This window comes from Paraburkholderia sp. EB58 (assembly GCF_050436665.1).
Classification (GTDB): domain Bacteria; phylum Pseudomonadota; class Gammaproteobacteria; order Burkholderiales; family Burkholderiaceae; genus Paraburkholderia.
On record NZ_JBNDMQ010000030.1, the window covers coordinates 65,254 to 85,498 of the forward strand.

Annotated in this window: 20 protein-coding genes; 9 read left to right on the top strand and 11 right to left on the bottom strand. The window is 63.6% G+C overall.

Features of this window, described 5'->3' with window-relative positions; translation table 11 throughout:
- Nucleotides 1-73: 73 nt before the first annotated feature.
- The 10 genes from kdpE to P3T40_RS32870 form a co-directional block, all read right to left on the bottom strand.
- Complete coding sequence (kdpE, locus tag P3T40_RS32825; RefSeq protein ID WP_429271876.1) at nt 74-772, bottom strand: two-component system response regulator KdpE; 699 nt, start codon at nt 770-772, stop codon at nt 74-76.
- On the bottom strand, nt 765-3,686 hold the full coding sequence (locus P3T40_RS32830) for a DUF4118 domain-containing protein (protein ID WP_429271877.1): 2,922 nt from the start codon (nt 3,684-3,686) through the stop codon (nt 765-767). The genes kdpE and P3T40_RS32830 overlap by 8 nt, the downstream gene beginning before the upstream one ends.
- Nucleotides 3,687-3,855: 169 nt before the next feature.
- Entirely contained in the window at nt 3,856-4,434 is a 579-nt protein-coding gene (kdpC, locus tag P3T40_RS32835) for a potassium-transporting ATPase subunit KdpC (RefSeq protein ID WP_429271921.1), read from the bottom strand.
- 52 nt (nt 4,435-4,486) lie between these two features.
- Entirely contained in the window at nt 4,487-6,571 is a 2,085-nt protein-coding gene (gene kdpB, locus P3T40_RS32840; RefSeq protein WP_429271878.1) for a potassium-transporting ATPase subunit KdpB, read from the bottom strand.
- Between the two features lie 30 nt (nt 6,572-6,601).
- Entirely contained in the window at nt 6,602-8,407 is a 1,806-nt protein-coding gene (gene kdpA, locus P3T40_RS32845) for a potassium-transporting ATPase subunit KdpA (protein WP_429271879.1), read from the bottom strand.
- Nucleotides 8,404-8,496: a K(+)-transporting ATPase subunit F gene (gene kdpF / locus P3T40_RS32850; protein ID WP_007175651.1), complete on the bottom strand. Its 93-nt coding sequence runs from the start codon at nt 8,494-8,496 to the stop codon at nt 8,404-8,406. The genes kdpA and kdpF overlap by 4 nt, the downstream gene beginning before the upstream one ends.
- Complete coding sequence (locus tag P3T40_RS32855; protein WP_063495261.1) at nt 8,493-8,606, bottom strand: hypothetical protein; 114 nt, start codon at nt 8,604-8,606, stop codon at nt 8,493-8,495. Before P3T40_RS32855 ends, kdpF begins: the two co-directional genes overlap by 4 nt.
- Nucleotides 8,607-8,863: 257 nt before the next feature.
- Complete coding sequence (locus P3T40_RS32860; RefSeq protein ID WP_429271880.1) at nt 8,864-9,838, bottom strand: quinone oxidoreductase family protein; 975 nt, start codon at nt 9,836-9,838, stop codon at nt 8,864-8,866.
- Nucleotides 9,839-9,911: 73 nt separating this feature from the next.
- The gene (locus tag P3T40_RS32865) at nt 9,912-10,301 is read right to left on the bottom strand and encodes a methylglyoxal synthase (RefSeq protein WP_429271881.1); all 390 of its coding nucleotides are present in this window, start codon (nt 10,299-10,301) and stop codon (nt 9,912-9,914) included.
- A 124-nt stretch (nt 10,302-10,425) separates the two neighbouring features.
- On the bottom strand, nt 10,426-11,208 hold the full coding sequence (locus P3T40_RS32870) for an SDR family oxidoreductase (protein ID WP_429271882.1): 783 nt from the start codon (nt 11,206-11,208) through the stop codon (nt 10,426-10,428).
- Between the two features lie 218 nt (nt 11,209-11,426).
- On the opposite strand from P3T40_RS32870, the gene upp reads away from it, so the two are divergent.
- The 9 genes from upp to rng all read left to right on the top strand — a co-directional run bounded on the left by upp (nt 11,427) and on the right by rng (nt 19,701).
- Nucleotides 11,427-12,077: a uracil phosphoribosyltransferase gene (gene upp, locus P3T40_RS32875; RefSeq protein ID WP_429271883.1), complete on the top strand. Its 651-nt coding sequence runs from the start codon at nt 11,427-11,429 to the stop codon at nt 12,075-12,077.
- A 280-nt stretch (nt 12,078-12,357) separates the two neighbouring features.
- A complete protein-coding gene (locus P3T40_RS32880) occupies nt 12,358-13,086 on the top strand; it encodes a YebC/PmpR family DNA-binding transcriptional regulator (protein ID WP_074301909.1) in 729 nt (242 codons plus the stop codon).
- Between the two features lie 246 nt (nt 13,087-13,332).
- The gene (gene purD / locus P3T40_RS32885) at nt 13,333-14,607 is read left to right on the top strand and encodes a phosphoribosylamine--glycine ligase (RefSeq protein WP_429271884.1); all 1,275 of its coding nucleotides are present in this window, start codon (nt 13,333-13,335) and stop codon (nt 14,605-14,607) included.
- Nucleotides 14,608-14,677: 70 nt separating this feature from the next.
- Entirely contained in the window at nt 14,678-15,601 is a 924-nt protein-coding gene (gene hemF / locus P3T40_RS32890) for an oxygen-dependent coproporphyrinogen oxidase (RefSeq protein WP_429271885.1), read from the top strand.
- A 61-nt stretch (nt 15,602-15,662) separates the two neighbouring features.
- Nucleotides 15,663-16,370 carry a nicotinate-nucleotide adenylyltransferase gene (locus tag P3T40_RS32895; protein ID WP_429271922.1) on the top strand — a complete coding sequence of 236 codons (708 nt, stop codon included), beginning with the start codon at nt 15,663-15,665 and terminating at the stop codon, nt 16,368-16,370.
- Nucleotides 16,371-16,374: 4 nt separating this feature from the next.
- Nucleotides 16,375-16,827, top strand: a complete 453-nt coding sequence (gene rsfS / locus P3T40_RS32900; RefSeq protein WP_429271886.1) for a ribosome silencing factor — start codon at nt 16,375-16,377, stop codon at nt 16,825-16,827.
- 45 nt (nt 16,828-16,872) lie between these two features.
- Complete coding sequence (gene rlmH, locus P3T40_RS32905) at nt 16,873-17,343, top strand: 23S rRNA (pseudouridine(1915)-N(3))-methyltransferase RlmH (protein ID WP_429271887.1); 471 nt, start codon at nt 16,873-16,875, stop codon at nt 17,341-17,343.
- A gap of 249 nt (nt 17,344-17,592) precedes the next feature.
- The gene (locus P3T40_RS32910; RefSeq protein WP_429271888.1) at nt 17,593-18,222 is read left to right on the top strand and encodes a Maf family protein; all 630 of its coding nucleotides are present in this window, start codon (nt 17,593-17,595) and stop codon (nt 18,220-18,222) included.
- 9 nt (nt 18,223-18,231) lie between these two features.
- Nucleotides 18,232-19,701, top strand: coding sequence for a ribonuclease G (gene rng, locus P3T40_RS32915; RefSeq protein ID WP_074301916.1), 1,470 nt, complete (start codon nt 18,232-18,234; stop codon nt 19,699-19,701).
- 15 nt (nt 19,702-19,716) lie between these two features.
- Here rng and P3T40_RS32920 read toward each other — a convergent pair whose 3' ends face one another.
- On the bottom strand, nt 19,717-20,004 hold the full coding sequence (locus tag P3T40_RS32920; RefSeq protein ID WP_429271889.1) for a hypothetical protein: 288 nt from the start codon (nt 20,002-20,004) through the stop codon (nt 19,717-19,719).
- Between the last annotated feature and the right edge of the window lie 241 nt (nt 20,005-20,245).

The window sequence follows — 20,245 nt, forward strand, 5'->3', positions numbered from 1 at the left end:
AGTCCCCGTTCGATGCGAATGCGTAAGGTCGTCCTTACGAACTGTAATTATATCAAGATTAGGCCAAGGTACCTCAGACCGCTCCCACCAGCCGGTAGCCGACCCCTGTTTCCGTCACGATATGCTCCGGCTGCGCCGGATCGCGCTCGAGCTTCTGCCGCAAGTGTGCCATGTAGATACGCAGATAGTGGTGGCTCTCCACATGCGATGGGCCCCACACGTCGCGCAGCAACTGGCGGTGCGTCAGCACACGGCCGGCGTGCCGCACCAGGGTGGCGAGCAACCGGTATTCGATCGGCGTCAGATGGATCGCCGCGCCGTCGCGCGTCACCTGGCGCAACGCCAGGTCGACCGTCACCGCGCCGAAATGCACCTGCGGCGATTCGTTCGCGCCGCCCTGGTTGCGCCGGCGCATATGGGCGCGGATCCGCGCCAGCAATTCGGACACGCCAAACGGCTTGGTCAGGTAGTCGTCGGCGCCGGCGTCGAGCGCGGCCACCTTCTCGGCTTCCTGGGTGCGGGCCGACAGCACGATCACTGGCAGGTCGCTCCAGCCGCGCAGTTCGCGGATCACGTCGAGCCCGTCGGTATCGGGCAGACCCAGATCGACGATCACGAGGTCAGGTTTGCGCGTCGCGGCTTCGACGAGCCCCTGCTTGCCGGTCTCGGCATCGTGGACGACGATGCCCTCGCCTTCCAGCGAGGCACGCACGAAACGGCGAATCTGTTTTTCGTCTTCAATCAGGACGACGGTAATGCTCGGGTCACTCATGGGTGGGCTTCAAAGTCTGCTTAGGGTAAGACTCGGGGGACAGCTCAGTTGACGGCTCGGGAGACGACTCGGGGGGCAACAAGGGCAACACCTCGCCTGCCGCTACGTCCGGCAACCGGCCGGCTGCATCGCTCATCGCCGCTTCGTCGTCTTCCAGCACGTCCGGCGCGGGCGGAGGCGTCTCCACGGGTAAATTGAACCAGAAACGCGCGCCTTCGATATGGCCATCGCGCGCCACCCGGTTCAGTGCGCCGATGGTACCGCCATGCGCTTCAACAATGGCCCGGCAAATCGCCAGGCCCAAACCGATGCCAGGCTTGGCCGACTCTTTCTCGCCGCGAGTGAATTTCTCGAACACCCGCGCTTCCATGCCGACCGGCAGTCCAGGGCCGGTATCGTCGACGGTCACGCGGACGAACGGCTTGCCGTCTTCTTCTATCACGTCCGCGCCGATGACGAGCGGCGTGTCGGCCGGCGTGTATTTGGCGGCATTCTCGAACAGGTTCGAGAACAGTCGCTCCATTAGTACCGCGTCGAGCTGCAGCAGCGGCAAATCGGCCGGCAGTCTCGTCTGCACAGAATGTCGCGTCAACACACGTTTGCACGCGCGAAGCGCAGCGCCGACCGTCTCTTCGAGCAGCGACCACTGACGGTTCAGTTGCAAGCCGCCCGCCTGCAGCCGCGCCATGTCGAGCAGGTTGGTGACGATGCCGGTCATGCGCAACGCCTCTTCGTGAATCGCCTCCACGAGATCGTCGCCGGGTTGCTTGACCGCTTGTCCTTCGCGGGTCTGGGCGAGCATCGACGAAAAGCCGACGATCGTCGTGAGCGGCGTACGCAGGTCATGCGAAATCGCCGACAGCAGCGAATTGCGCAAGCGCTCCGATTCCATGTTGACGAGCGCATCGCGAGCGATGTCGACGTAGTGCACCCGTTCCAGCGCCAGCGCAATCTGTGCGGCAAACGCGTCGAGCATGCGCTGCTGCTCGGGTACGTCGAGTTCGCGCTCGTCGCGCATTACCACCGCCAGCACGCCGCGCGTGCGCATCGGCGCCTTCAGCGGCAGATACAGCGCGGCGGCTGCGGGCAGCGTGTCTGTACCGTGCCCAGCCGGCTTTTGCTGGTCGTACACCCACTGGCCGACGTCGATATCGAGCGCCTCACCTTCGAGGGTCACTGCGGCATCGGGGTCTTCGATCTTCTGCTTTACCTGGTCCACGCTATCCGGCAACAGGATCGCCACGCGCGCGCCGAACACTTCGCTCACATGCCGGCTGCCGATGCCGACGATCTGCTCCATCGTCAGCGCCGCGGCCAGTTCGCGCGCCATGGCGTACATCGCTCCGGTACGTTGCTCGCGGCGCCGCGCGACGCTCGCCTCGCGGCGCAGGCTCGAAGTCAGATGGCTGATCACCAGCGACGTGAGCAACATGCTGAAGAAAGTCAGCAGGTACTGCGTGTCGGACACCGAGAACGACATGCGCGGCGGCACGAAAAAGTAGTCGAACGCCGCCACGCTGACAAAGGACTGCACCACGCCCGGCCCACGCCCCAGCCTCACCGCGGTGAAAATCACCCCGAGCAGATACAGCATCACGAGGTTGGTCAGATCGATGTGGGCGAACAACTGGCTCGCAACCACCGTGATGCCGATGCAGATCGTCAGCGCCCAGGCATAGGCACGCGGCGGCGAACGTCGCTCGCGCGCCGCCTGAAGTGCCTCGCGCCAAGCGTTCACGCCTTCGTCGAGGGTCGTGCGGCGCTCGATGCCGTCGCGCTCCGAAGACGCGCGGATCAAGGTCAGATCGAGGTCGCCCGCGCGCTCCGCGATACGGTCGCCGAGCGGCCGGCGCAGCCAGCGCGCGAGGCCGATGCGCGACGAGGCGCCCGCCACCAGTTTGGAGACGTTGCGCACCCGCGCATAACCGATCAGCGCCGCGACCGCGTCCGTGCCCGCGAGCGTGGCCGTTTCCGCGCCGAGCTCGGCGGCGAGTTTCAAAGCGTTCAACGTGCGCTCGCGGCGCGCATCCGGCAAGCGTTGCAGTTTCGGCGTCTCGACATACACCGCGAGCCAGTCGGCCTTCAGGGCCGACGCAAGCCGCGCCGCTGCGCGCACCAGAATGGGCGCTTCCGGACCGGGGCCCACGCATACCAGCAGCCGCTCGCGCGTCTGCCAGATACGCTGGATCGAACGGTCTGCACGGTACTCGCGCATCTGCGCATCGACGCGGTCCGCCGTGCGGCGCAGCGCCAGTTCGCGCAGCGCAATCAGGTTGCCTTTGCGAAAGAAGTTGCGCACGGCGCGCTCGGCCTGCTGCGCCATGTAGACCTTGCCGTCGCGCATGCGGTCGAGCAGCTCCTCGGCCGGCAGGTCGACCAGCGTGACTTCATCGGCGCGATCGAATACGCGGTCGGGCACCGTCTCCCACACGCGGATGCCGGTGATCTGCCCGACTATGTCGTTAAGGCTTTCGAGGTGCTGGACGTTGACCGTCGTGTAGACGTCGACGCCCGCATCGAGCAGTTCGTAGACGTCCTGCCAGCGCTTCAGATGGCGCGCGCCCTGCACGTTCGAATGCGCGAGTTCGTCGACCAGGATCAGTTGCGGCTTGCGCGCCAGCGCGGCGTCGAGATCGAACTCGCCGAGCTTGCGGCCGCGGTATTCGATATGCGCGAGCGGCAATACCTCGAGGCCTTCGAGCAAGGCCGCTGTTTCGCTGCGGCCATGCGTCTCGGCGATGCCGACCACGACATCCACGCCGTCGTCTTTGCGTCGTTTGGCGGCCTGCAACATCGCATACGTCTTGCCCACCCCGGCCGACGCGCCGAAAAATACCTTCAGCTTGCCACGCTGGCGTTTTTCTTCGTCGCGTTGCAGCTTGTCGAGCAACTCGTCTGGATCGGGTCGGTTCATGCTTTCTGTTTATGGTTCTGTTCGATGCTAGCCACCGTGGGTCCGCGGGGACGCATCAGGTAGATGGTGGCACGGTAGCCGCTTCACGGCAAATGGCCGCCACAAAACGCCGCGCCACAAAAGGCAAAGACGGCGCCACACCGGGCGCCGTCTTTGTCATCTGCACCACTTAGCCTTGATGCGCGGCGTCGAGTGCGAGATTCAGCTGCAGCACGTTGACGCGGGCTTCACCGAGCACGCCGAACTGGCGGCCGCTCGTGTAGCGGTCGACCAGCGCCTGCACGTCGCTCGGCGACATCTTGCGCGCCGCGGCAACCCGGGCGACCTGGTAAGCCGCCGCAGCCGGGCTGATTTCCGGATCGAGGCCGCTACCCGACGAAGTCACGAGGTCGACCGGAACCGGCTTCGACATGTCGGTACCCGCCGCCTTCAACGCGTCCAGACGGCCCTTGACTTCATCGGACAATGCCGGGTTGGTCGGGCCGAGGTTCGAGCCACCCGAGCTCGTCGGGTCGTACGGCTTCGGGCTAATGGCCGACAAACGGCCCCAGAAGTACTGCGGCGCGTCGAACTGCTGGCCGATCAGCTTCGAGCCGACCACCTTGCCGTTCTGTTCGATCATGCTGCCGTTGGCCTGATCGTTGAACGCGGTCTGGCCGATGGCGGTCATCACGGCCGGGTAAGCGAGGCCCGTGATCGCCGCCAGGACGACAAAGATCACGATAAGCGGACGAAAAAGTTTCATGATTGGCAATCCTTTTAGACGCGGCCGGCAGACAAGGTTTGCCGACCGCAGCCTGTTAAACCCAGCCGAACGCGGCCAGCACCATGTCGATCAGCTTGATGCCGATAAACGGCACGATGATCCCGCCCAGGCCATACACCAGCAGATTGCGGCGCAGCAGGATTGAGGCGCCGAGCGGCCGGTACTTCACACCCTTCAGCGCCAGCGGGATCAGCGCGACGATGACCAGTGCATTGAAAATCACCGCCGACATGATCGCCGAGGCCGGTGTGGCCAGATGCATGACGTTCAGCGCATTCAGTGCCGGATAGGTCGTCGCAAACGCAGCCGGGATGATGGCGAAGTACTTGGCGACGTCGTTGGCAATCGAGAACGTCGTCAGCGATCCGCGTGTCATCAGCATCTGCTTGCCGATTTCGACGATCTCGATCAGCTTGGTCGGATTCGAATCGAGGTCGACCATGTTGCCGGCTTCCTTCGCCGCCTGCGTGCCGGTGTTCATCGCCACTGCCACGTCGGCTTGCGCCAGCGCAGGAGCGTCGTTGGTACCGTCACCGGTCATCGCCACCAGCTTGCCTTCGGCCTGATGCGCACGGATCGTCGTCAGCTTGGCTTCCGGGGTGGCTTCCGCGAGGAAGTCATCCACGCCTGCTTCAGCTGCAATCGCGGCTGCCGTCAGGCGGTTGTCGCCCGTCACCATGATGGTCTTGATACCCATCTTGCGCAGTTCGGCGAAACGCTCCTTGATGCCGCCCTTGACGATGTCCTTCAGCTCGATCACACCCAGTACGCGTGCGCCGTGCTCGCCCTTCTCGGCCACCACCAGCGGCGTGCTGCCGCGACGTGCCACTTCCGCTACGGCGTTGTTCACTTCAGCCGGATAACGGCCGCCGTTCGCTTCGACGTAGTTTTTGACGGCATCGGCTGCGCCCTTACGGATCTCGCGGCCCGGCAGGTCCACACCGCTCATCCGCGTTTGGGCGGTGAAGGCGAGGAACACAGCGTGCAACGAAGCCATGTCGCGAGCACGGATGTTAAAGCGCTGCTTGGCGAGCACCACGATACTGCGGCCTTCCGGCGTTTCGTCCGACAGCGACGACAGTTGTGCAGCATCGGCGAGCGTTTCTTCGGTCACGCCCGGCGCCGGCACAAAGGTCGAAGCCTGACGGTTACCGAGCGTGATCGTGCCGGTCTTGTCGAGCAGCAGCACGTCGACGTCACCTGCAGCTTCCACAGCACGGCCCGACGTAGCAATCACGTTGGCCTGCATCATGCGGCTCATACCGGCCACACCAATGGCGGACAGCAGGCCGCCGATCGTGGTCGGAATCAGACACACCAGCAGTGCCACGAGCGCGGTGACGCTCACCACATGGCCAGCCTTGGCGGCTTCCACGGAGAAGATCGAGAACGGCAGCAGCGTCGCGGTTGCGAGCAGCATCACAATCGTCAGCGCAACCAGCAGAATCGTCAGCGCGATTTCGTTCGGCGTCTTTTGACGCTTGGCGCCTTCGACCATCGCAATCATGCGGTCGAGGAACGCTTCGCCCGGATTCGCCGTCACACGCACGACGATCCAGTCTGACAGCACACGCGTGCCGCCCGTCACCGACGAAAAGTCGCCGCCCGATTCGCGGATCACCGGTGCGGATTCGCCGGTGATCGCCGACTCGTCCACCGAGGCCACGCCTTCGATCACTTCGCCGTCCGCCGGGATCACGTCGCCGGTTTCCACCAGCACGACATCACCCTTGCGCAGATCGGTTGCCGTCGTGATGCGGATCGGCGCCTTCGGATGCGGCTCGTTGAGCTTCTTGGCCATCACGTCTTTCTTCGCACTGCGCAGCGACGCAGCCTGGGCCTTGGAACGGCCTTCAGCGAGCGCTTCCGCGAAGTTGGCGAATAGCACCGTGAACCACAGCCACAGCGTGACCGCGAGGATGAACCCCGCAGGCGCTTCGGCCTGACCGCCCAGCGCGGCGATCCAGAGGATCGTCGTCAGGATGCTACCGACGTACACGCAGAACATCACCGGGTTACGGAACTGCGTGCGTGGCGTGAGTTTCTTGAATGAGTCCACGATCGCCGGGCGCACTAGCGCCGGATCGAACATGGACCGCGTTGCATTATGTTCAGTCATTGAAGCCTCGTTTTTCCCTATTTGCCCGTATCAATGGCCGGCGATCATCATCAGATGTTCGACGCCGGGGCCGAGAGCGAGCGCAGGCACGTAAGTCAGTGCGCCGACGAGCACCACGGTGCCAAGCAGCAGCACAACAAACAGCGGACCATGCGTGGGCAGCGTGCCACCAGTGACGGCCAGGCGTTTCTTGGCCGCCAGCGAGCCGGCGATCGCCAGCACCGGCACGATCGTGCCGAAGCGGCCAAACCACATCGCAATGGCGGTCAGCCAGTTGTAGAACGGCGTATTCACCGACAGACCCGCGAACGCGCTACCGTTGTTGTTCGCCGCCGAGCTGAACGCATAGAGAATTTCCGAGAAGCCGTGCGGCCCGGGGTTGGCGATACCCGCCTTGCCCGCATCGCTCAGCACTGCGATTGAGGTCCCCACGAGCACCAGCAGCGGCGTGAGCAGCACGACGATCGACACCATCTTCATCTCATACGCTTCAATCTTCTTGCCGACATATTCAGGCGTACGGCCAATCATGAGGCCTGCCACGAACACGGCGAGCAACGCGAACACGAGCATCCCGTACATACCGGAGCCCACACCGCCGAAGATCACTTCGCCCAATTGGATCAGCAGCATCGGGTAGAGGCCACCGAGCGGGGTCAGCGAGTCGTGCGTGTTGTCGACTGCACCGCACGATGCCGCCGTCGTGGCGACCGTGAAGATGCCCGACTGAGCGATACCGAAACGCGTTTCCTTGCCTTCCATGTTGCCGCCCGACTGCAGGTCGCTAGCGGACTGGTCGACGTGCAGCGCGGTGAAGGCGGGATTGCCTGCCTGCTCGGCGCTGATTTCACCCACCACGCAGGCGGTGAACGCAATCGTCATTACGGCAAGTACGGCGATACCCTGCCTGCGGTCCGCGATCATCCGCCCGAACACCAGGGCCAGTGCCGCGGGAATGATCAGGATCGCGACGATCTGCAGGAAGTTGCTGAACGGCGTCGGGTTTTCATACGGGTGTGCCGAGTTCGCGTTGAAGAAGCCGCCACCGTTGGTGCCGAGCATCTTGATCGCTTCCTGCGACGCCACCGGACCCATTGCGACGGACTGCGTCGTCACCTTGGTGTCGACCGTCACCGCGTTACCCTTCGCGTCCTTCACCGGGTTGCCTTGCGCATCGAGCTTCGGTGCGGCATAGGTGGTGGTCTGCAAGGTCGGCACGTCCTGATATGCCTTGAAGTTCTGGATCACGCCCTGGCTCATCAGCAATGCAGCAATGATGGCCGCCATCGGCATAAGCACGTACAGCGTTGCGCGCGTGATGTCGACCCAGAAGTTGCCGATGGTCTGCGCCGAATGGCGTGCAAAGCCACGAATCAGCGCGATCACCACGGCGATGGCAGTGGCTGCGGACAGGAAGTTCTGCACCGTGAAGCCGAGCATCTGCGTCAGATAGCCGGTGGTCTGTTCAGGCGTGTAATCCTGCCAGTTCGTGTTGGTGACGAAGCTCACAGCCGTGTTGAAGGCGCTGTCCACCGACATCGGACCGAAGCTTTGCGGATTGCCCGGCAGCCAGCCCTGCACGCGCAGTATCACGTACAGGAACAGCGTGCCAAGCACGTTCAACGCGATCGTAGCGATCGCGTAGTGCTTCCAGCCCATCTCGGCCGACGAATCGACGCCCGCAATGCGATACAGCAGGCGCTCGAGCGGGCCGCCGAAGCGGACCACACGAGAAGTGCCATCCATCACGCGCGTGATATAGCGCGAGACCGGCACGGCGAGTGCAAGCAGCACGACCAGATAAATGACCGTTTGCAGGACATTGTTGGAGTTCATTCAATGTCCTCCGCGCGCAGCAGCGCATAGACGAGGTATACGAATAGCAGCGCAGTGGCAGCGCCCGATAACCACAGGATCCAGGTCATGAGCGTGCTCCCTGGCCACGCCGGAACTGCATCAACTTCTCGCAGCCGGCAATCAAAGCAAAGGTCAGCGCTGCAAATAGCACCATCCCCCCGACGTACAGCACATCCATTTTGTGTTCTCCAGTAGCGGACTTTGGATGGGTAGAACGTTATGCCGATCCGCGTAAAGGCCTGGTCAAAGATGGCAGGAGTGGTGTAAAAAGCGCGTAAACGAAAAAGGCCGTTCGGCGCGGTGCGGAACGGCCTGAGGCCCATGGAGGCTGGCGTTGCGGGAATTGACGGGTCTCGCGCGGGCTCTGCTGCAGCGCGGAATTTTTATGGCGTGACTATTGCGCCTTTGTGCGGCCTTTGTACGGCTTGGGTGCGCTTACGGCAGCAGAACCGTCGAACCGGTAGTACGGCGACTTTCGAGTTCGGTATGCGCCTGCGCGACGTCGGACAAAGGGTAGCGCTGGTTGATGCTGGTCTTGACCTTGCCCGACACCAACACGTCGAACAGCTCGGCCGCCATTGCGTCGTAATCGCTGCGTTTGCCGATGTACGTAAACAGCGTTGGCCGGGTGAAGAACAGCGAGCCGCGTCCGGCGAATTCGGAGGAATCGATCGGCGGCAGCGGACCCGACGCATTGCCGAAGCTGATGAACATGCCAAGCGGCGCGAGGCAGTCGAGCGAAGCCGTAAACGTGTCCTTGCCGATCGAGTCGTAGACCACCGGCACGCCCGCGCCGTTGGTGATCTCGCGCACGCGCCTGGTGAAGTTCTCGCGCGTGTAGACGATCGGATAGTCGCAGCCGTGGGCCTTGGCCATCTCCGCCTTTTCGTCCGAGCCGACCGTGCCGATCACTGTCGCCCCTAGCGCCTTCGCCCATTGGCACACCAGCAGGCCGACACCGCCCGCGGCCGCCTGGATCAGGATCGTGTCGCCCGCCTTCACCGGATAGGTCCGGCGCAGCAGGTACTGCGCGGTCAGGCCCTGCAGCATCACTGAAGCGGCCTGTTCGTAGCTCAATGCATCCGGCAGCTTGACCACCTGAACCGCCGGCAATACCCGCTCCTGAGCGTAGGCGCCGGGTGGACGTGCTACATACGCGACCCGGTCGCCAACCTTCAGATCCGTGACACCGGCGCCCACCACCGTGACCTCGCCGGCGGCTTCCATGCCGAGGCCTCCCGGCAGCGGCAGCGGGTACAGGCCCGTGCGGAAATAGACGTCGATATAGTTGAGGCCAACCGCATGCTGATTGATGCGGATCTCGCCGTTACCCGGTTCGCCCACCTCGACGTCGACCCACTTCATCACTTCGGGGCCGCCTGCCTTATCGAAACGAATTGCCTTGGTCATCATGTCTCCCAGTTGATACCTGAATGGTTGGTTAGCCTGGATAGGGCGTGCCCAAACCGGCGCGGCGATCAGCTCAGACCTTTTCCGCGAGCCGCAAGGTCAACACATCGAGAATCATCCGTGCGGTCGAAATGTTGGTGGCGCACGGCACGTTGTGCACGTCGCACGCGCGCACCAGTGCGTTGATGTCCGGTTCGTGCGGCTGCGGCGTCATCGGATCGCGCAAGAAAATCACCATATCGACGCGGCCTTCCGCCAGTTGCGAGCCGATCTGCAGGTCGCCGCCGTGCGGACCCGACAGCATTCTCTCGACGTTCAGCCCATGCGCGTCCGCAATCCGCGAGCCGGTCGTGCCGGTGGCGACGATGTCGCAGCGGCGCAGCGTGTCGACATACTCGCCGGCGAGTTCGACGATGGCGTCTTTCTTGTGGTCGTGCGCAATCAGTGCGATGCGGGTGGTCATGACGTAAGACTCCAGATCTTGATGTGTTGTTGTGGTTATGGGGTGACGCCGTGGCCGGACGGCGCAAAGTGCAAAATCCGGCCTTGACTGCATTAGCAGCCGAGACGGCTCCGCAAGCGGCCGCTCAGAAAGTACCCGGATAGGCGCCGCCGTCGAGCAACCAGTTCTGCCCGGTGATGTAGCCCGCGTGCACGCTGCAAAGAAACGCACAGGCCCGGCCGAACTCGTCGCGATTACCGAAGCGGCCCGCCGGAATCGTCGTCATGCGCTGCTTGCGCGCTTCGTCGACGGAAATGTGCTGCGCCTTGGCCTGGGCGTCGAAGGTGGTGGCGATGCGATCCGTATCGAACAGTCCAGGCAGCAGGCTGTTGATCGTCACGCCGTCGCGCGCCACCTTGCTGCGCGCCACGCCCGCCACAAACCCGGTCAGCCCGGAGCGCGCGCCGTTGGACAGGCCCAGCACATCGATCGGCGCCTTGACCGCCGAACTCGTGATGTTGACGATCCGGCCGAAGCCGCGTGCGCTCATGTGATCGATGGTGGCGCGGATCAGTTCGATCGGCGTCAGCATGTTGGCTTCGAGCGCGCGGATCCAGTCGTCGTGCGTGAACTTGCGGAAGTCGCCCGGCGGCGGGCCACCCGCGTTGTTGACGAGGATGTCCGGGTCCGGACAGGCGGCCAGCGCCGCCGCGCGGCCTTCCGGCGTAGTGATGTCGCAGGCCACCGTCTTGACCTCGACGCCGCTTTGCGCGCGGATCTCGGCGGCGGTGGCCTCGAGCGTCTCGGCCGTGCGGGCAACGATCACCAGATTCACGCCCTCGGCGGCGAGCGCCTCGGCGCAGCCGCGCCCCAGACCTTTGCTCGCCGCGCAAACGAGCGCGGTACGTCCTGCGATTCCCATGTCCATGTCTTGGTCCTTTTCTGTGACGACGAATGCCGGCCTGCGCGGGCAGTTTCCCCCGATTCTAGAAGAATCAGTGCCCGACTGCCGGAGGACCCGCCACAATCTCCGGTATCTTCAGGCGGTACTTTCGGTAAACTTGCAGCCGTGGCGCGCCCGCCTGCCGGTTCTTCCGGTCATTCTGGCCGCCGACCGATTCCTCTTGCCGCGCTAGCGCCCTCGCCATGACACAGGACAGCCGTTTCCCGAATCTTTTCATCCTCGATCACCCGCTGATCCAGCACAAGCTCTCGCATATGCGCGACCGCGATACCTCGACGCGCACCTTCCGCGAGCTGCTGCGCGAGATCACGCTGCTGATGGGCTATGAGATCACCCGCAACCTGCCGATGACCACGCGCCGCGTCACCACCCCGCTCGTCGAACTCGACGCACCGGTGATTGCTGGCAAGAAACTGGCGATCGTGCCGGTGCTGCGGGCCGGCGTTGGCATGTCGGACGGCTTGCTGGAACTGATTCCATCGGCACGCGTCGGGCATATCGGCGTGTACCGCGCGGATGACCATCGGCCGGTCGAGTATCTGGTACGGCTGCCGGATCTGGAAGACCGGACCTTCATCCTCTGCGATCCGATGGTGGCGACCGGCTACTCGGCCGTGCACGCAGTGGACGTGCTGAAGCGCCGCGGCGTGCCGGGCGAAAACATCATGTTCCTCGCGCTGGTGGCAGCGCCGGAGGGCGTCCAGGTGTTCCAGGACGCGCATGCGGACGTGAAGCTGTACGTGGCGTCGCTCGATTCGCATCTGAACGAGCACGCGTATATCGTCCCTGGTCTGGGCGACGCCGGCGACCGGCTGTTTGGGACGAAGAACTGAGATTGCGGTGCGGGCGGGGGCGCCGCATGACGACAAAAACGGCGCCGCGCCGCCCGCAGACGCGGCCTTTCCCTGCGCTCCCCCACTGCCGCCGCCCCGCGGCATGATAAAATTCGGATCCGCTCATCGAGCGCCCCAACTTGCACAATCGCCCGGCGCATCGCGCCTTTGCGGGCAGTGGGACCGGTCTGACATCGAGGCGCGCCTTCGCAAGCGCCCGACATCGCAACGACAATTGCACTATGCGTGCGCCCGGCTGGCGCGCGCGATGGAGAAAGGTATGGCGGGTCATTCGAAATGGGCCAACATCAAGCATAAAAAAGCAGCGGCCGATGCCAAGCGCGGCAAGGTCTGGACGCGGCTCATCAAGGAAATTCAGGTTGCCGCCCGCATGGGTGGGGGCGACATCGACTCGAACCCGCGCCTGCGGCTCGCCGTCGAAAAGGCGTATGACGCCAACATGCCGAAGGACAACGTCAACCGCGCGATTCAGCGTGGTGTCGGCGGCGTCGATGGCGCAAGCTACGAAGAAATCCGCTACGAAGGCTACGGCATCGGCGGCGCGGCAGTGATCGTCGACACCATGACGGACAATCGCATCCGTACCGTGGCGGAAGTGCGTCACGCGTTCTCGAAGAACGGCGGCAACATGGGCACGGACGGCTCGGTGGCGTTCATGTTCGACCACGTCGGCCAGTTCCTGTTTGCGCCCGGCACGGCTGAAGACAAGCTGATGGAAGCGGCCCTCGAAGCCGGCGCCGACGACGTGGTGACGAACGAGGACGGCAGTATCGAAGTGCTCTGCCCGCCGAACGATTTCCCGAAGGTGAAGACCGCGCTGGAAGCCGCTGGTTTCAAGGCGGAACTGGCTGAGGTGACGATGAAACCTCAGACGGAAGTGGAGTTCACCGGCGACGACGCGGTGAAGATGCAGAAGCTGCTCGACGCACTCGAAAATCTGGACGACGTGCAGGAAGTCTATACAAACGCTGCGATCGCGGACGAATAAGCCCCGCACGGGCGCGCCAAAAGCGGCGCCCGCGGGCGGTTCGCGGCGGATGGCACTGGTTTGGGGTGCCGTCCTTGTGCGATTGATTTTTTGCAAAGCCTTTTTTGCAAACCAAGTGCCTGGCTGCCGTTTTATATGGTCAGAACATTTGGTTAGCTGGTCGCCTTGGGCGAACCTTGTTGTGGATATCCACGGCTCGCGCCAACGCGCCAGCCGTTCATGGTTTTTAAGTCTTCGGGGAATCACATGAAGTTACTCGTCGTCGGGTCCGGCGGTCGCGAACACGCGCTTGCATGGAAGCTCGCGCAATCGCCGCGGGTCCAGCTCGTCTACGTGGCTCCTGGCAATGGCGGCACCGCCCAGGACGAGCGTCTGCGCAACGTCGACATCACCGAGCCGGCTGCGCTTGCCGATTTCGTCGAGAAAGAACAGATCGCCTTCACGCTGGTCGGTCCGGAAGGCCCGCTCGCCGCCGGCATCGTCAATCTGTTCCGCTCGCGTGGTCTGAAGATTTTCGGGCCCACGAAGGAAGCCGCGCAGCTCGAAAGCTCGAAAGACTTCGCCAAGGCGTTCATGAAGCGTCATGCGATCCCGACGGCCGAATACGAAACCTTCTCCGACGTCGCCGCAGCGCACGCGTACCTCGACGCCAAGGGCGCGCCCATCGTAATCAAGGCTGACGGTCTCGCCGCCGGCAAGGGCGTGGTGGTCGCGCAAACGCTCGAAGAAGCGCATGCGGCGGTCGACATGATGCTGTCGGACAACAAGCTCGGCGATGCCGGCGCGCGCGTCGTAATCGAGGAATTCCTCGCCGGCGAAGAGGCGAGCTTCATCGTGATGGTGGACGGCAAGCATGTGCTGCCGCTCGCCTCAAGCCAGGATCACAAACGGCTGCTCGACGGCGATCACGGCCCGAACACGGGCGGTATGGGCGCGTATTCGCCCGCGCCGATCGTCACGCCGCAACTGCATGCCCGCGTAATGCGCGAAATCATCCTGCCCACCGTGCACGGTATGGAGAAAGAAGGCATCCGCTTCACCGGTTTCCTGTATGCGGGCCTGATGATCGACGCGCAAGGCAACCCGAAGACGCTCGAGTTCAACTGCCGCATGGGCGACCCCGAAACGCAGCCGATCATGGCGCGGCTGAAGGGCGACTACTCGAAGGTGGTGGAGCAGGCGATCGCCGGCACGCTCGACACGGTCGAACTGGAATGGGATCGCCGCACCGCGCTCGGCGTAGTGCTCGCGGCGCACAACTATCCGGACAGCCCGCGCAAGGGCGACCGGATCAGCGATATCCCGGCCGAGGCCGACGATTCGGTGACCTTCCACGCCGGCACCACGTTGACCGACGGCAAGCTGACCACTTCGGGCGGCCGCGTGCTGTGCGTGGTAGGGTTGGCGGATTCGGTGCGCAGCGCGCAATCGGTGGCCTATGAGACCATCAACCAGATCTCGTTCGACGGCATGCAATATCGCCACGACATCGGTTATCGTGCGCTGAACCGCAAACATTAACCGAAGCTGAGCACCCCTAAACCGATGAACCCGCGGCGCGCCTGACGTGCCGCCCCCAGCACCTGCATTCATGACCGATTCGAACTACGACGTACAGGCTGTACGTAGCTGGCTGCAAGGCCTGCAGACGGACATCGCCGACACGCTCGGCGCGTTCGACGGCACTGCGTTCGCCACCGACTCCTGGCAACGCGCGCCCGGCGAGAAGCTGCGCGGCGGCGGCACGACGCGGATTCTGGAAGGCGGCCAGTTCTTCGAGCGCGCGGGAGTCGGCTTTTCCGACGTTGCCGGCGATGCGCTGCCGGGCTCGGCCAGCGCCGCCCGCCCGCAGCTCGCCGGACGCGGCTTCGAGGCAATGGGCGTATCGCTCGTGCTGCACCCGCACAATCCGTACTGCCCGACCGTGCATATGAATGTGCGCCTGCTGATCGCCACCAAGCCGGGCGAGGCGCCGGTGTTCTGGTTCGGCGGCGGCATGGATCTGACGCCCTACTACGGCTTCGAGGAAGACGCGCAGCATTTCCACCGCGTCTGCCGCGATGCGCTGGCGCCTTACGGTGCCGACCTGTATCCGCGCTTCAAGCGCTGGTGTGACGAATATTTCTTCCTCAAGCACCGCAATGAACCGCGCGGCATTGGAGGGATTTTCTTCGACGATTTCTCGGAGCCCGGCTTCGAACAATCGTTTGCGATGCTCCAAAGCGTCGGCGATGGATTCCTGAAAGCGTACCTGCCGATCATCGAGAAACGCCGCAATCTGCCGTACGGCGAGGCTGAACGCGATTTCCAGGCGTACCGGCGTGGCCGTTACGTCGAGTTCAACCTGGTCTTCGACCGTGGCACACTGTTTGGGCTGCAGAGCGGCGGACGCACCGAATCGATCCTGATGTCGATGCCGCCTGTGGTGAACTGGCGCTACAACTGGCAGCCGGAACCCGGCACGCCGGAAGCGCGCCTTTACAGCGACTTCCTCGTGCCGCGCGAGTGGGTCTGACGGGTTTGGCCACCAGCCAGACCCCAGACCTGCCCGCGCCGTCACGACAAAGGACTCTCACCTGAAGCCGAACGCTCACCCCGTTGCCCTGCCCCGCCGGATTGGCCTCTTGGGCGGCACCTTCGATCCGATCCACGACGGCCACCTCGCGCTTGCGCAAAGGTTCGCCGAGGTCCTGCAACTGACCGAACTGGTGCTGCTGCCAGCCGGCCAGCCGTGGCAAAAGCCGGACGTCTCGCCGGCGGCCGACCGGCTCGCCATGACCCGTGTCGCCGCCAGTTCGCTGGTGCTGCCCGGCGTCAAGGTGAGTGTCGCCACCGACGAGATCGAACACGACGGCCCGACTTACACAGTCGAGACGCTGCAGCGCTGGCGCGAACGCGAGGGCCCGCAGGCCTCGCTGTCGATGCTGATCGGCGCCGACCAGCTGGTGCGGCTCGACACGTGGCGCGACTGGCGCCGTTTGTTCGAGTTCGCGCATATCTGCGCGTCGACCCGTCCCGGCTTCGACCTCGCCTCGATCGCGCCGGCCGTCGCCGCCGAGATCGCCGCACGCGAGGCAAGCGCGGAGGTATTGCAAGCAACACCCTGTGGTCATCTGCTGATCGATACCACGCTGGCCTTCGACGTTTCAGCCACCGATATCCGCGGGAATCTGCGCGAACGTCTTGCCCAGCATGCCGGCGGCCAGCAACAGAACGAGGCCGCGAGCCATGTCCCCACCGCGGTGTGGGACTATATTCTTCAACACCATCTGTACCACCGGTAACCCTATGGATATTCGCAAACTGCAACGCGCGATCGTCGACGCCCTCGAAGACGTGAAAGCGCAAGACATCAAGGTGTTCAACACCAGCCACCTGACCGGACTGTTCGACCGCGTGATCGTCGCCTCCGGCACCTCGAACCGTCAGACCAAAGCGCTTGCCTCCAGCGTGCGCGAGAAGGTCAAGGAAAATGGCGGCGAGATCATCAGCACCGAAGGTGAAGACGTCGGCGAATGGGTGCTGGTCGATTGCGGCGACGCGGTCGTGCACATCCTGCAACCGGCCCTGCGCCAGTACTACAACCTCGAAGAAATCTGGGGCGACAAGCCAGTGCGCATCAAGCTGACGAGTTCGAGCCCGTTCGGCGGCGCCCGCGCCAGCGAACCTCTTGATGAGGACGAAGAGGACGACGAACCGGCCGCCAAGCCGGCACGCAAGACGCCGGCACGTCGTCGTTAAGCGGAACGCAGGTTTGCCGTACGCAACGCCGTCCAAACGCTCAGAATGAAACTGCACATCCTCGCCGTCGGCCACAAAATGCCGGACTGGATCGCCACCGGCTTCGACGAGTACGCGAAACGCATGCCACCCGAGCTGCGTATCGAGCTGCGCGAGATCAAGCCCGAGCAGCGTTCGTCGGGGCGTCCAGCAGAGAGCGTGATGGCTGCGGAGCGGCAGAAGATCGAAGCCGCGTTGCCGAAGAACGCGCGCATCGTCGCGCTCGATGAACGCGGCAAGGACTGGACCACCATGCAGCTCGCCACCGCCCTGCCCGGCTGGCAACAGGACGGACGCGACGTCGCGTTCCTGATCGGCGGCGCAGACGGGCTCGATCCCGACCTCAAGGCGCGCGCCGACATGCTGCTGCGCGTCTCCAGCCTGACGCTGCCGCACGCCATGGTCCGCGTGCTGCTCGCCGAACAGCTTTACCGCGCGTGGACCATCACGCAAAATCACCCCTATCACCGCGTGTGAGCGCGCGACGACGCTGAATACCTAAGCGGAAGCCAAGCGCCCACGGCCGCTGGGCGCCGGACGGAGCGAGCGCCCAGGACTGTCTGGACGTCCGGGTGCGCGTTTCGTTTAGCGCCTCGCGTCTTGCGTAAATGGCGCCTGCTATCGCGGCGCTCGCACGCGATTTCCCAAAATGTGCCCTTGATGTGCGCCTTTCACGCGCGTCATTCGCGCGTCTCTTTCACGCAAAACGCTTCACTGAGATTCTTTATGGCCACGCCCGCTGCCGCACTGCATCCATTCGTCTATCTTGCATCCCAAAGCCCGCGCCGTCAGGAACTGCTGCAGCAGCTCGGCGTGCGCTACGAGCTACTTCTGCCGCGCCCCGATGAAGACGCCGAGGCGCTCGAAACCGAGTTGCCCGGCGAGCAGGCGCACAATTACGTCGTGCGGGTGTGCAAGGCCAAGGCCATCGCGGCGCGCGCACGGCTCGTCGCCGGCGGCCATGCTCAAGCTCCGATTCTGGTTGCGGACACAACGGTCACGATCGATGACGCGATCCTCGGCAAACCTGTCGACGCCGACGATGCCGTGGCCATGCTCACGCGTCTCGTCGGACGCGAGCACGAAGTGCTGACCGCGCTCGCCGTCGTCGCTGCGGACGGAGCGCTGCTGCCTGCGGCGCTCTCCGTCTCGCGCGTGAGTTTTGCTGCAGTGCAAGCCGACGCGCTGCGACGCTACGTGGCGAGCGGCGAGCCGTTCGGCAAGGCGGGCGCTTACGGCGTACAAGGGCGTGCGGCGGAGTTTATCGAGCGTATCGAGGGGTCCTATTCAGGTATCATGGGTTTGCCTCTTTTTGAAACGGCTGCACTCCTGCGTGCGGCGCGCATCGACTTCTAGAACAACACCATGAATGAAGAAATCCTGATCAATGTCACGCCGCAGGAAACGCGCGTCGCGCTGGTCCAGCAAGGCGCCGTCCAGGAACTTCACGTTGAACGCACACTGTCGCGCGGGCGCGTCGGCAACGTCTATCTCGGCAAGGTGGTTCGCGTGTTGCCCGGGATGCAATCCGCTTTTATCGATATCGGCCTCGAGCGCGCAGCGTTCCTGCACGTAGCCGATATCTGGCATCCGCGCATCGCGGGAGAACCGCAGCATCAGGTCGCGCATCAGCCAATCGAAAAGATCGTCTTCGAAGGCCAGACGCTGATGGTCCAGGTGGTCAAAGATCCGATCGGTACCAAGGGCGCGCGCCTGTCCACTCAGGTCAGTATCGCCGGCCGCACGCTGGTCTATCTGCCGCAGGAACCGCACATCGGCATTTCGCAAAAGATCGAAAGCGAGGCCGAGCGCGAAGCGATTCGCGCGCGCCTGACTGCCGTGCTGCCTGCTGACGAGAAAGGCGGCTACATTGTGCGGACGATTGCAGAGGACGCCACCAGCGAGGAGCTGGCCGGCGACGTGGCATACCTGCGCAAGACCTGGGCGACGATCCTCTCGCAAGGCCAGCGCATGCCGCCGACGAGCCTGCTGTATCAAGACCTGAATCTCGCCCAGCGCGTGCTGCGCGACTTCGTCAATGACGAGACCTCGCGCATCCAGGTCGATTCACGCGAGACCTTCCAGATGCTGTCCGATTTCGCGGCGGAGTTCACGCCGGCGGTTTCGTCGAAGCTGCATCACTACACAGGCGAGCGGCCGCTCTTCGATCTGTACAACATTGAGGCGGAGATCCAGCGGGCCTTGTCGCGGCGCGTCGATCTGAAGTCGGGCGGCTACCTCGTAATCGACCAGACCGAAGCGATGACGACGATCGACGTGAACACCGGCGGTTATGTCGGCGCCCGCAACTTCGACGATACGATCTTCAAGACCAACCTCGAAGCCGCGCATACGATCGCGCGGCAATTGCGGCTGCGTAATCTGGGCGGCGTGATCATCATCGACTTCATCGACATGGAGAACACCGAGCATCGCGACCAGGTGCTCGGCGAGTTGAAGAAGGCGCTGTCACGCGATCGCACGCGGGTCACCGTCAATGGCTTCTCGCAGCTTGGGCTGGTGGAGATGACGCGCAAGCGCACGCGCGAGTCGCTGGCGCATGTGCTGTGCGAACCTTGCCCGGTGTGCCAAGGTAAGGGGCAGGTGAAGACGCCGCGCACCGTGTGTTACGACGTGCTGCGCGAGATTCTGCGCGAGTCGCGCCAGTTCAATCCGCGCGAGTTCCGCGTGGTGGCTTCGCAGCAGGTGATCGATCTTTTTCTCGAGGAAGAATCCCAGCATCTGGCGATGCTGATCGACTTTATCGGCAAGCCGGTGTCGTTGCAGGTGGAGTCGAATTTGAGCCAGGAGCAGTACGATATTGTGCTGATGTAGCGTTCAGCCACACCGTCACCGGCGCAACCGGTTCGCATGGCGAATTCTGCGTCGTGCCTTGGGCGATCGGATACATCTGCGCCATGGAAGTGCCGGCGCCTGACGGCTTGATACGCCCTTCGCGGTCATGCTCGCAGTCGTACCATAAAGCGTATCCGGCGAACCTGGCTCGCGGTAACGCGAAACAGGTTCGCCATCGATATCGGTATCGGTGTCGTGGAGGAGGTCGAACAGAGCGGCGCCCAGCACACACCACACCGCCAATATCGCAATCAGCCACATCCAGGCATCGTCAGCATCCATGCTCAACTCCACCTTGCCAGATCGCACGTAGATTCGGCATCGGAACCATATCCTCAAGCACGCACGGCGATAGCCTCTGCCGGCTTACACGTGATTCAGCAGAAGAGCGACCGCTACAACCAATACGTCGTGGGTGCGCTACGGACTTGCTTCAGGGTCAACAGATCCTCACATTCAGTATATGTCAACTTGTGATATATGCACGATTCCAGCAGCTATGGAACCGGGCGCTACTCGACAG

Excerpts from the sequence above, each read along its gene's own strand:
- kdpE (WP_429271876.1), bottom strand. The coding sequence starts at position 772 with ATGAGTGACCCGAGCATTACCGTCGTCCTGATTGAAGACGAAAAACAG.
- P3T40_RS32830 (WP_429271877.1), bottom strand. The coding sequence starts at position 3,686 with ATGAACCGACCCGATCCAGACGAGTTGCTCGACAAGCTGCAACGCGAC.
- kdpB (WP_429271878.1), bottom strand. The coding sequence starts at position 6,571 with ATGACTGAACATAATGCAACGCGGTCCATGTTCGATCCGGCGCTAGTG.
- kdpA (WP_429271879.1), bottom strand. The coding sequence starts at position 8,407 with ATGAACTCCAACAATGTCCTGCAAACGGTCATTTATCTGGTCGTGCTG.
- kdpF (WP_007175651.1), bottom strand. The coding sequence starts at position 8,496 with ATGACCTGGATCCTGTGGTTATCGGGCGCTGCCACTGCGCTGCTATTC.
- P3T40_RS32855 (WP_063495261.1), bottom strand. The coding sequence starts at position 8,606 with ATGGATGTGCTGTACGTCGGGGGGATGGTGCTATTTGCAGCGCTGACC.
- P3T40_RS32860 (WP_429271880.1), bottom strand. The coding sequence starts at position 9,838 with ATGACCAAGGCAATTCGTTTCGATAAGGCAGGCGGCCCCGAAGTGATG.
- P3T40_RS32865 (WP_429271881.1), bottom strand. The coding sequence starts at position 10,301 with ATGACCACCCGCATCGCACTGATTGCGCACGACCACAAGAAAGACGCC.
- P3T40_RS32870 (WP_429271882.1), bottom strand. The coding sequence starts at position 11,208 with ATGGACATGGGAATCGCAGGACGTACCGCGCTCGTTTGCGCGGCGAGC.
- upp (WP_429271883.1), top strand. The coding sequence starts at position 11,427 with ATGACACAGGACAGCCGTTTCCCGAATCTTTTCATCCTCGATCACCCG.
- P3T40_RS32880 (WP_074301909.1), top strand. The coding sequence starts at position 12,358 with ATGGCGGGTCATTCGAAATGGGCCAACATCAAGCATAAAAAAGCAGCG.
- purD (WP_429271884.1), top strand. The coding sequence starts at position 13,333 with ATGAAGTTACTCGTCGTCGGGTCCGGCGGTCGCGAACACGCGCTTGCA.
- hemF (WP_429271885.1), top strand. The coding sequence starts at position 14,678 with ATGACCGATTCGAACTACGACGTACAGGCTGTACGTAGCTGGCTGCAA.
- rsfS (WP_429271886.1), top strand. The coding sequence starts at position 16,375 with ATGGATATTCGCAAACTGCAACGCGCGATCGTCGACGCCCTCGAAGAC.
- rlmH (WP_429271887.1), top strand. The coding sequence starts at position 16,873 with ATGAAACTGCACATCCTCGCCGTCGGCCACAAAATGCCGGACTGGATC.
- P3T40_RS32910 (WP_429271888.1), top strand. The coding sequence starts at position 17,593 with ATGGCCACGCCCGCTGCCGCACTGCATCCATTCGTCTATCTTGCATCC.
- rng (WP_074301916.1), top strand. The coding sequence starts at position 18,232 with ATGAATGAAGAAATCCTGATCAATGTCACGCCGCAGGAAACGCGCGTC.
- P3T40_RS32920 (WP_429271889.1), bottom strand. The coding sequence starts at position 20,004 with ATGGATGCTGACGATGCCTGGATGTGGCTGATTGCGATATTGGCGGTG.